At 73.7% G+C, this 8,910-nt stretch carries 10 protein-coding genes; 5 read left to right on the top strand and 5 right to left on the bottom strand.

Annotated features, from left to right (window positions below; genetic code table 11):
• Window positions 1–89: 89 nt before the first annotated feature.
• Genes VGH76_RS07845 through VGH76_RS07835 form a run of 3 tightly spaced genes read right to left on the bottom strand, consistent with a single transcriptional unit; the run spans window position 90 to window position 1,841 of the window.
• A complete protein-coding gene (locus VGH76_RS07845; RefSeq protein ID WP_331556070.1) occupies window positions 90–362 on the bottom strand; it encodes an RNA 2'-phosphotransferase in 273 nt (90 codons plus the stop codon).
• Window positions 359–754: an EVE domain-containing protein gene (locus VGH76_RS07840; RefSeq protein ID WP_331556069.1), complete on the bottom strand. Its 396-nt coding sequence runs from the start codon at window positions 752–754 to the stop codon at window positions 359–361. Before VGH76_RS07840 ends, VGH76_RS07845 begins: the two co-directional genes overlap by 4 nt.
• Before the next feature lie 13 nt (window positions 755–767).
• A complete protein-coding gene (locus tag VGH76_RS07835; protein WP_331556068.1) occupies window positions 768–1,841 on the bottom strand; it encodes a glycoside hydrolase family 172 protein in 1,074 nt (357 codons plus the stop codon).
• A gap of 92 nt (window positions 1,842–1,933) precedes the next feature.
• On the opposite strand from VGH76_RS07835, the gene VGH76_RS07830 reads away from it, so the two are divergent.
• Complete coding sequence (locus VGH76_RS07830; RefSeq protein ID WP_331556067.1) at window positions 1,934–2,611, top strand: hypothetical protein; 678 nt, start codon at window positions 1,934–1,936, stop codon at window positions 2,609–2,611.
• Window positions 2,608–3,216 carry a hypothetical protein gene (locus tag VGH76_RS07825; RefSeq protein WP_331556066.1) on the top strand — a complete coding sequence of 203 codons (609 nt, stop codon included), beginning with the start codon at window positions 2,608–2,610 and terminating at the stop codon, window positions 3,214–3,216. The genes VGH76_RS07830 and VGH76_RS07825 overlap by 4 nt, the downstream gene beginning before the upstream one ends.
• Here the strand turns inward: VGH76_RS07825 and htpX are convergent.
• Together htpX and VGH76_RS07815 are read right to left on the bottom strand one after the other, a co-directional pair.
• A complete protein-coding gene (gene htpX / locus VGH76_RS07820; protein ID WP_331556065.1) occupies window positions 3,207–4,040 on the bottom strand; it encodes a zinc metalloprotease HtpX in 834 nt (277 codons plus the stop codon). The two genes, VGH76_RS07825 and htpX, sit on opposite strands and share 10 nt — an antisense overlap.
• Window positions 4,041–4,141: 101 nt before the next feature.
• Window positions 4,142–4,741 (bottom strand): PaaI family thioesterase, encoded by a 600-nt coding sequence (locus tag VGH76_RS07815; RefSeq protein ID WP_331556064.1) that lies wholly within the window; start codon window positions 4,739–4,741, stop codon window positions 4,142–4,144.
• A 27-nt stretch (window positions 4,742–4,768) separates the two neighbouring features.
• Between VGH76_RS07815 and VGH76_RS07810 the strand changes: the two genes are divergently transcribed.
• The 3 genes from VGH76_RS07810 (at window position 4,769) to VGH76_RS07800 (ending at window position 8,860) form a co-directional block, all read left to right on the top strand.
• Window positions 4,769–5,638, top strand: a complete 870-nt coding sequence (locus tag VGH76_RS07810) for an enoyl-CoA hydratase-related protein (protein ID WP_331556071.1) — start codon at window positions 4,769–4,771, stop codon at window positions 5,636–5,638.
• A 190-nt stretch (window positions 5,639–5,828) separates the two neighbouring features.
• Window positions 5,829–7,751 (top strand): 2-oxoacid:acceptor oxidoreductase subunit alpha, encoded by a 1,923-nt coding sequence (locus tag VGH76_RS07805; protein ID WP_331556063.1) that lies wholly within the window; start codon window positions 5,829–5,831, stop codon window positions 7,749–7,751.
• Complete coding sequence (locus tag VGH76_RS07800; RefSeq protein ID WP_331556062.1) at window positions 7,748–8,860, top strand: 2-oxoacid:ferredoxin oxidoreductase subunit beta; 1,113 nt, start codon at window positions 7,748–7,750, stop codon at window positions 8,858–8,860. The genes VGH76_RS07805 and VGH76_RS07800 overlap by 4 nt, the downstream gene beginning before the upstream one ends.
• The last annotated feature ends 50 nt before the right edge of the window (window positions 8,861–8,910 follow it).

Genomic DNA, 8,910 nt, shown 5'->3' with positions numbered 1-8,910 from the left:
CGGGCGTGGAACCCGATCGCCGATAGCGTCGAACCGGACCCGGCGCACCGCGAGCTGTACGACGAGTTCCACCGCCACTACCGCGACCTCTACGACGTCACGGCCGGCACCGCGCACTTCCTCGCCGAGGCGCAGCGTCGGGCGGACGGCTGAGCCTCGAGCTCGTAGCGCTGCTTGCTGCCGTGGCGGACGACGTCCTCGACGTCGGCCCGCGTCACCGGATCGCCGGGCGTGTCGAGGCCCCGGACCAGCGCGTCGAGCAGGGTCCACCCCCCGACGTCGAGCTCCAGACCGAGACGCCCGGGGTCGTGGCGCAGCGCCCGGGACATGCACTTGGAGAGCCGGACGCGGTCGTCGGTCACCGCCGCATCGCCATGACCCGCTCCCAGACGTCGTCCGGTACGGGGGCGCCGGTGCGCACGAACGAGGCGCGCAGCGCGGGCCACGTCGCAGTGACCGGGTCGGCGCGCAGGTCGGCGAGCCGCACCGGCTCGGTGAAGCGCTCGACCACCTCGGCCTCGCAGTTCCAGGGCCGGGGCCCGGGCTCGTGGGCGGGCTCCGAGGTCGCCCGCAGCAGGTAGGCGAGGTCCTTCGCGCGCTGCGAGCGGTAGAGGACGGCGAGGTCGCCGGGGCGGGTGTCGCGGTGGCAGGCCCAGCGCATCGCCGGGGCGCCAGGCGTGAGCTTCGGGTGCTCGCGGCCGTCGTCGTCGAGGTAGCAGTCCGGGCCGACGACCCACACCCAGTGCCCGGTCACGTCCACGAGCGTGTCACGGGAGGCGCTCGGCGACCGGCGCCAGGGTGAACGGCGCGTGCGGCTCGGCCTGGTACCAGTACGCGACCGAGGACCAGTCGTCGCTGCGACGGTTCGCATGGCCGTGCTCGATCGTCACGCGGACCGAGCGCTCGAACACCACCGGGTCCTCGACGTGGAAGCGGTACAGCGAGACGGGTCCGCGCCAGTTCCGCCCGCCCGGCAACGTCACCCCGTGGTACGGCGCCGAGTACGGCTGGGTCGGGCACCAGGCGGTGTTGACGTAGTCCTCGGTGCCCGTGCCGTGCAGCGTCGGGGGCCAGTCGCCGGGCTCCTGGTCGATGAAGATCATGTCGTCGCCCTCGCCGTACCAGTTCCAGCGCCGTCGTCGCCGCGGCACGACGTTGAGCACGCACCCGACGTAGTGCCCGTGCCCCCGCGCCTCCAGGATCGTGTAGTTGCCATCGCCCGTCAGGTTCGTGCCGCCGAACTGGAAGTCGGCGTTCGACCGGCCGGGCCGCACGCCCCGCGTCGGGTTCTCCCGGTGCCACTGGGCGTGGAAGCGCCCGACGTCGTCGCCCAGGTCGTCGAGCTCCTCGAGGTCGACGTAGAAGTAGGCCCACACCTCCTCGGGTGCCTCGTTGACCAGCTCGATCCGCGCGCCGGCGGCGAACGGCATCGCGAACCAGCAGTTCAGCGCCTTGCCGTCCTGCGGGCTCATCTGCAGCGGCGCGGCGACGAAGTTCGTGGTCCGACCGTGCCCGACGCCGAAGAAGTCGCCGAGCGGCACGTCGACGCTCGGGTGCTCCTCGCCGTCCCACCACATCCGCAGGACCAGGCGGCGCAGCAGGTCGGCCCGCCGCCCGCGGGGGTTCCGCAGCGACCGGGGCGTCGCGACGGTCATCCAGAGGTGGGTGACCACGCCGGGCCCGGTGACGTCGAGCAGGGTGGCGGTCGCCCCCGCGGCGACGTGCGCGCGGTCGTCGTTGCCGCCGCTGCGGTCCCAGCTGGAGCTGCGACGACGGCGGGTGTGCCGCAGCCGGGGCAGGTCGCGCAGGCTCGAGCCGTACGGGCCGTAGTCGGCGGTCATGTCCGGAGTCTTCCCGGAAAAACACGGAACCGATCGGCGCCCGCGCTCCTCCAAGCCCCCGACGAGGCCCGGCGGCACCAGGGAGGACTCCGATGGCGGGGACGGCGAGGAAGACCAGGCGTCGAGCGGGACGGGCTCCCGCGGGACGGCGGGCACCGCGGCGGGCGCCGGGAGCGCTGACGGTCCAGCTGCTGCCCCACCTGCTCGCCGCGGGCGAGCTCCCGCGGGCGCGCGTCGGCGAGGCGCTGGAGGTGGTCCCCGCGGTCTACGCGGGCCTCCTGCACGAGGCCGGGCCGTTCCACGGCTCGCCCGCGCCGGGGTTCTGGTCGGTCGACGAGTTCGGGTGTGTCGACGCCCGCGGCACGGTCACGGCCGTCTCCCTCGATCCGGGAGGCGGGTGCACGTGCCGCATCGACGTCCTGGACGCCGCCGGGTGGCTCGTCCCGGTCAACTGGGCGACCACCGAGCCGCCCGAGGGCGACGGCCCGCTGCACGTCGAGGGCTCGCTCTACCTCGACCCGATCCTCGACGCCGGCTCGGCGCACGGCGAGGCCGTCGCGCTCTGCCGCCGCCGGTTCCGGGTCGCCGCGCTGCGGCGCTACCGCCGGACCGCGGACCGGCCGGTCGGGCCGGTGCCCCTCCGCCGGGTCCCGGCTCCGGCCGAGGCGAGCGAGGACGCGGTGTACGTCGCCGACCTGGTGCCCGAGCGGGAGGACGGCCCGGCCGTCGCGATCGGGGCGGCCGGCCACGCCGGTGGGAGCCGGTCGTGACCGCCGACGCCTGCGCGCACCCCGGCTGGACCACCCGGGCGCAGGCGCGCTACCGCGAGGTGACGACGGTGCGGCTCCAGCCGCAGCACCTCCGTGCCGGTGGTCTCCCGGTGGTCGCGGTCGGGGAGGTGCTCGAGGTCGCCCCGGTCCTCTACCTCAGCGAGGTGGACGACCTGCGGTGCCGGCCGGCCAGGGCATGGGAGGCGGGCCCGTTCGGGATCGTCGGCGCCTGCGGCGTGGTCGGCGAGCCCCGGGTCCTCCGGGAGGACGGCGGCGCGCTCGGGGTGGAGATCCTGGAGGTGGGGGACCGCGAGGTCGTCGTCAACAGCGCCGGGCTCGGGGACGTCGAGCCGCTCGAGCCCGGGCGTCGGGTGTTCGTCGAGGGCTCCTTCTACCTCGACGTCGACCTGGTCGCCGCCGAGACCTCGGTCCCGGTCCCGATGCGCGGCCGCTACCGGCTCGCAGCGGTGCGCCGCCACCGTCCCGTGCCGGGCGGGTCGCCCCGGGAGGAGGGCCTGCACCGGGTCCCGCGTCCCGAGGACGTCGACCCGGAGGTGTTCCTCCACGTCGCGGACCTGCTCGGTCCGGTCAGGACTCAGCCGTGACGCGCCATCTCCTGCAGCCGGGCGATGCGGTCCTCGATCGGCGGGTGGGTCGAGAAGAGCCTCGAGGCGCCCTCGCCCGGCCGGAACGGGTTCGCGATCATGAGGTGGGACTGCGAGACCAGCTCGGGCTCCGGGGGCAGCGGCGCGACCTGGGTGCCGTACTGCAGCTTGTGCAGTGCCGAGGCGAGGGCCAGCGGGTCGTGCGTGAGTTGCGCGCCGCTGGCGTCGGCCTGGTACTCGCGGGTGCGGCTGACCGCCATCTGCACGATCCCGGCGGCCAGCGGGCCGACGAGCGCGAGCAGGATCGTCGCCAGGAAGTTCCGGCTGCCGCCACCGAAGAGCTGCGCCCCGATCACGACGTAGGTGACGACGCTCGAGAGCGCGCCCGCCACCGAGGAGATGAGGATGTCGCGGTTGTAGACGTGGGAGAGCTCGTGGCCGAGCACGCCGCGCAGCTCCCGCTCGTCGAGCAGCCGCAGGATGCCGGTGGTCGCGCACACCGCCGCGTGCCGCGGGCTGCGCCCGGTGGCGAAGGCGTTGGGCGCGTCGGTCGGGCTGACGTAGAGGCTGGGCATCGGCTGGTGCGCCGCCGAGGCCAGCTCGCGCACGATCCGGTACATGCCGGGCTGCTCGGCCTCGGTGACGGGCACCGCGTGCATCGCCCGCAGCGCGATCCGGTCGGAGAAAAAGTACGAGTAGCCGTTGACGCCGATCGCGACGAGCAGCGCGATCAGCAGCCCCGTCCGTCCGAACAGCGACCCGATCACCAGGATGAACGCGCTCAGCCCGCCGAGCAGGAGGGCGGTCTTCAGCCCGTTGCGCACCGTGGTTCCCTTTCGCCGTGGCCCGTGAGACCTCTCCCGGGCCGCCCGAGGGTTCCAACGTACGAGCCAGGCGCCGGAGTTCCGGCGGCCGCCCGCGCCGGTCACGAACGGGCGGCGCGGATCTGCTCCGGGGAGGCGCCGAGGGCCTCCAGGTCCTCGGGGCGGCTGTGGCGCAGGAAGTGCTCGACACCAACCTGGACGAACAGGGCCCGCGCCGTGCCGGCCAGCGTCCCGTCCTCGGCGTCGAGGCGGGCGGCGGCGCTGACGAAGTACTTGCGCCCGAGCACGCCGTCGAGCCGCGCCCGCAGCCACAGGGTCGTCCCGACGGGGATCGGAGCGCGGAAGTCGGTCTCGAGCCGGGCCGTCACGCACGCCCGCGTCACGAGCGCGGGAACCGAGCCGAGGCACTCGTCGAAGGCGGCGGTGAGGAAGCCGCCGTGGATCAGTCCGGGACCGCCCTGCATGTCCTCGGTCACCACCATGCGGCTGCGCACCGCGACGCCGTGGCCGGGCTCGCCGCCCTCGCCGCGGTCGTCGTCGACCCACGACTCGAGCCGGATGCCACCGGGGACGTCCGCGCAGCCCCGGCACGCGGGACCGTGCGGCGGTGTCCGCTCCCCGACGCCGGGTGCCTTCGGGTGGCGGGGCGGGATCGTCGCGTCCTCGGGGAGGTCGAGGGAACGGGGGCGCGCCTGGGTCATGTGCGCACGCTAACCGGCTTGGGCACGATGTCCCGCGTGGCTGAGAGCACCGACGCACCCGCCGTCCTCGTCGAGCACCTCCCCCCGGACGTTCCGACGGAGGGCAGCGGCGTCACCGCCCTGCTGACCCTGCGCGATCCGCGCCGGCGCAACGCGATGTCGCGCGCGCTCTCCGACCGGCTCGTCGAGGCGCTCGACGGGGTCGCCGCCGACGAGCGCGTCCACGCGGTGGTCGTCACCGGCGCCGCCGACCGGGGGCCGGCGTTCTGTGCCGGCGGCGACCTCGACGAGCTCGCCGCGATCGGGGAGTCCGAGGGCACCTCCGGCGAGGCGAACATCAAGGCGGTCTACGCGGGCTTCCTCGCCCTGGCCGCGTGCGCGGTGCCCACCATCGCCGCCGTCGACGGGCCCGCGGTCGGGGCCGGGATCAACGTGGCGCTCGCGGCCGACATCCGGCTCGCCGGGGACACCGCGCGGTTCGAGCCGGGCTTCCTGCGGCTGGGCCTGCACCCCGGCGGCGGCATGACGTGGATGGCGCAGCGGCTGGTCGGCCAGCAGGCGACGCTCGCGATGCTGCTCGGCGGGGAGGGCATGGACGCGTCGGACGCCGAGCGCAGCGGGCTCGCGCTGCGCCGGGTGCCCGGGGAGATGCCCGATCCGCCGGTCGGCGCGGACGGCACGGCAGCCCGGTCCCCCGTCGTCGTCGAGGCCCTGCGCCTGGCCGCGCACTCGGCGCGCGCCCCGCGGGACCTCGTCGTCGCGACCAAGGCCAGCGTCCGCGCGACGGCCGACCTCGCCGACCACGCCGCGGCCGTCGACGTCGAGGTCGGGCCCCAGCTGACGTCCCTGCACTCGCCTGCTTTCCGGGCCGGGCTCGAGCGGGTACGTCGCCGTTGACCGGCGCGTTCGCCCTTGCGGTCCCCTTGTTCGGTCAAGTGTGTTGTGACCCGCACCCGGGTGGCGCGCTGCGCCGATCACCACGCGGTTAACGTGGGATGTTGGTGACGTCGCCGGCGTCCGGGGGCCGGGTGAGAAGGACACGGACCCGGAGGACGGCCCGGAGAGCACGAAGGGGTTGGATCGCTCGATGAGCACGGACACCGAGGTCGGGGCGCAGTTCCCCGACCACCTGGTGGCACACGGCGAGATCCGGCAGACCGAGGTCAAGCAGACCCACCGGGTGGTGATCCGATTCGCCGGCGACTCCGGTGACGGGATGCAGCTCACCGGTGACCGCTTCACCTCGGAGGCGGCGGCGTTCGGCAACGACCTCGCGACGCTGCCGAACTTCCCGGCCGAGATCCGTGCTCCGGCGGGGACCCTGCCCGGGGTCTCGAGCTTCCAGCTGCACTTCGCCGACTACGACATCCTCACCCCGGGCGACCGCCCGGACGTGTTGGTGGCGATGAACCCCGCGGCGCTGAAGTCGAACCTGAAGGACCTGCCGCACGGCGGCGTCCTCATCGTGAACACCGACGAGTTCACGAAGCGGAACCTCGCGAAGGTCGGCTACGAGGCGAACCCGCTCGAGGACGGCTCGCTGGAGCCCTACCAGGTCCACGAGGTCGCGATGGCGACGCTGACCCGCACCGCACTCGAGCCCACCGGCATGTCCAAGAAGGACGCCGAGCGGGCGAAGAACATGTTCGCACTCGGGCTGCTGTCGTGGATGTACCACCGCGGCACGGAGAGCACCGAGGAGTTCCTGCGCGAGAAGTTCGCCAAGAAGCCCGAGCTGGCCGAGGCGAACATCCTGGCGTTCCGCACCGGGTGGAACTACGGCGAGACCACCGAGTCGTTCGCGGTCACCTACGAGGTGGCCCCGGCCGCGCTGCCCACCGGCACCTACCGCCAGATCACCGGGAACCTCGCGCTGGCCTACGGCGTGGTCGCCGCCGGCCAGCTCTCGAAGCTGCCGGTGTTCCTGGGCACCTACCCGATCACCCCCGCCTCGGACGTGCTGCACGAGCTGTCCAAGCACAAGGGCATGGGCGTCACGACCTTCCAGGCCGAGGACGAGATCGCGGGGATCGGCGCGGCGCTGGGCGCCTCGTTCGGCGGTGCGCTCGGGGTCACCTCGACCTCCGGGCCCGGGGTGGCCCTCAAGTCCGAGACGATCGGGCTGGCGGTCGCGCTCGAGCTGCCGCTGCTGATCCTCGACGTCCAGCGCGGCGGCCCGTCGACCGGCCTGCCGACCAAGACCGAGCAGGCCGACCTGCTGCAGGCGATGTTCGGGCGCAACGGCGAGGCCCCGGTGCCGATCATCGCGCCCGCCTCGCCGAGCGAGTGCTTCGACGCCGCGATCCAGGCCGCGCGGATCGCGCTGACCTACCGCACCCCGGTGTTCCTGCTCTCCGACGGCTCGATCGCCAACGGCTCCGAGCCGTGGAACGTGCCCGACGTCTCCTCGCTGCCCGACCTGTCGGTCGAGTTCGCCACCGAGGCGAATGCCCCCGACGGCTCCGGGGAGTTCTGGCCGTACCTGCGCGACGCCGACACCCTGGCCCGTCCCTGGGCGGTGCCGGGCACCCCGGGGCTCGAGCACCGCATCGGCGGGCTGGAGAAGGCCGACGGTCGCGGGTCGATCTCCTACGACCCCGACAACCACGACCGCATGGTGCGGCTGCGCCAGGCCAAGATCGACGGCATCGAGGTGCCCGACATCACCGTGGACGACCCGGACGGCGACGCCGAGGTGCTCGTGCTCGGGTGGGGCTCCACGTTCGGCCCGATCGGCGCGGCGTGCCGGCGGGTCCGCAACGCGGGCCTGTCGATCGCCCAGGCGCACCTGCGCAACCTCAACCCGCTGCCCGACAACCTCGGTGAGGTCCTCGGGCGCTACCGCCGCGTCGTCGTGCCCGAGATGAACCTCGGGCAGCTGGCGATGCTACTGCGCGCGAAGTACCTGGTGGACGCGCGCTCCTACACCAAGGTGGCAGGCCTGCCCTTCGGGGCAGAAGAGCTCGCCGGCGTCCTCACCGACGCCGTGAAGGGGGACCTTCCCGCATGACCGCCCTGTCTGGCTCCTCAGTGACTGACCTCCCCGACCCGAAGCTCGGTGGCCTGGACCTCGTCCCGACGACCGACGAGGTCCAGAAGGCCAAGGACTTCACCTCCGACCAGGAGGTGCGCTGGTGCCCCGGCTGCGGCGACTACGCCGTGCTGGCCTCGGTGCGCTCCTTCCTGCCCGAGCTGGGCCTCAAGCGCGAGAACATCGTGTTCGTGTCCGGGATCGGCTGCTCGAGCCGGTTCCCGTACTACCTCGACACCTACGGGATGCACTCGATCCACGGTCGGGCGCCCGCGATCGCCACCGGGCTCGCCGTGACGCGGCCCGACCTCTCGGTGTGGGTCGTGACCGGCGACGGCGACGCGCTCTCGATCGGGGGCAACCACCTGATCCACGCGCTGCGCCGCAACATGAACATCACCATCCTGCTGTTCAACAACCGGATCTACGGGCTGACCAAGGGCCAGTACTCGCCGACCTCGGAGGTCGGCAAGGTCACCAAGTCGACCCCGATGGGCTCGGTCGACGCCCCGTTCAACCCGGTCTCGCTCGCCCTGGGCGCCGAGGCCACGTTCGTCGGGCGCGCGCTGGACTCCGACCGCAAGGGCCTCACCGAGGTCCTGCGACAGGCCGCCGCCCACCGCGGCGCCTCGCTGGTCGAGATCTTCCAGGACTGCCCGATCTTCAACGACGGGTCCTTCGACGTCCTGCGCAAGGGCGACGAGGTGGCCCAGCGGCTGGTCCCGCTGGTCGACGGCGAGCCGATCCGCTTCGGCAACGACGGCGAGTTCGGCGTGGTCCGCGCGGCCTCCGGCGGCCTCGAGGTGCGCCGGGTCGACGAGGTCGGCGAGGACGCGCTCGTGACCCACCACGCCGACGAGGAGGACCCGACGCAGGCGTTCGCGCTCTCGCGGCTCTCGGACCAGGACCTGACCCACACCGTCACGGGCATCTTCCGCAACGTCGAGCGCCCCACCTACGACGACGGCGCCCGCGCCCAGGTCACCGCGGCCACCGAGCAGGCCCAGCAGCGCGGCGACGACCTCCAGACCATGCTGCGCGGCAAGGACACGTGGGCGGTCATGCCGACGCCCGACAACGAGCAGTAGCCCGGTCCCGGAGCGGGCGGCCCCCCGGAGCGGGTGCCACCTGCTCCGGG

The sequence above is a fragment of the Actinomycetospora sp. genome, assembly GCF_036497585.1.
Classification (GTDB): Bacteria; Actinomycetota; Actinomycetes; order Mycobacteriales; family Pseudonocardiaceae; genus Actinomycetospora.
Note: the sequence above shows the minus strand (reverse complement) of the source record. Positions and strands in the feature narration are given on the sequence as shown.

Excerpts from the sequence above, each read along its gene's own strand:
- VGH76_RS07805 (WP_331556063.1), top strand. The coding sequence starts at position 5,829 with ATGAGCACGGACACCGAGGTCGGGGCGCAGTTCCCCGACCACCTGGTG.
- VGH76_RS07810 (WP_331556071.1), top strand. The coding sequence starts at position 4,769 with ATGTCCCGCGTGGCTGAGAGCACCGACGCACCCGCCGTCCTCGTCGAG.
- VGH76_RS07830 (WP_331556067.1), top strand. The coding sequence starts at position 1,934 with ATGGCGGGGACGGCGAGGAAGACCAGGCGTCGAGCGGGACGGGCTCCC.
- VGH76_RS07800 (WP_331556062.1), top strand. The coding sequence starts at position 7,748 with ATGACCGCCCTGTCTGGCTCCTCAGTGACTGACCTCCCCGACCCGAAG.
- VGH76_RS07815 (WP_331556064.1), bottom strand. The coding sequence starts at position 4,741 with ATGACCCAGGCGCGCCCCCGTTCCCTCGACCTCCCCGAGGACGCGACG.
- VGH76_RS07835 (WP_331556068.1), bottom strand. The coding sequence starts at position 1,841 with ATGACCGCCGACTACGGCCCGTACGGCTCGAGCCTGCGCGACCTGCCC.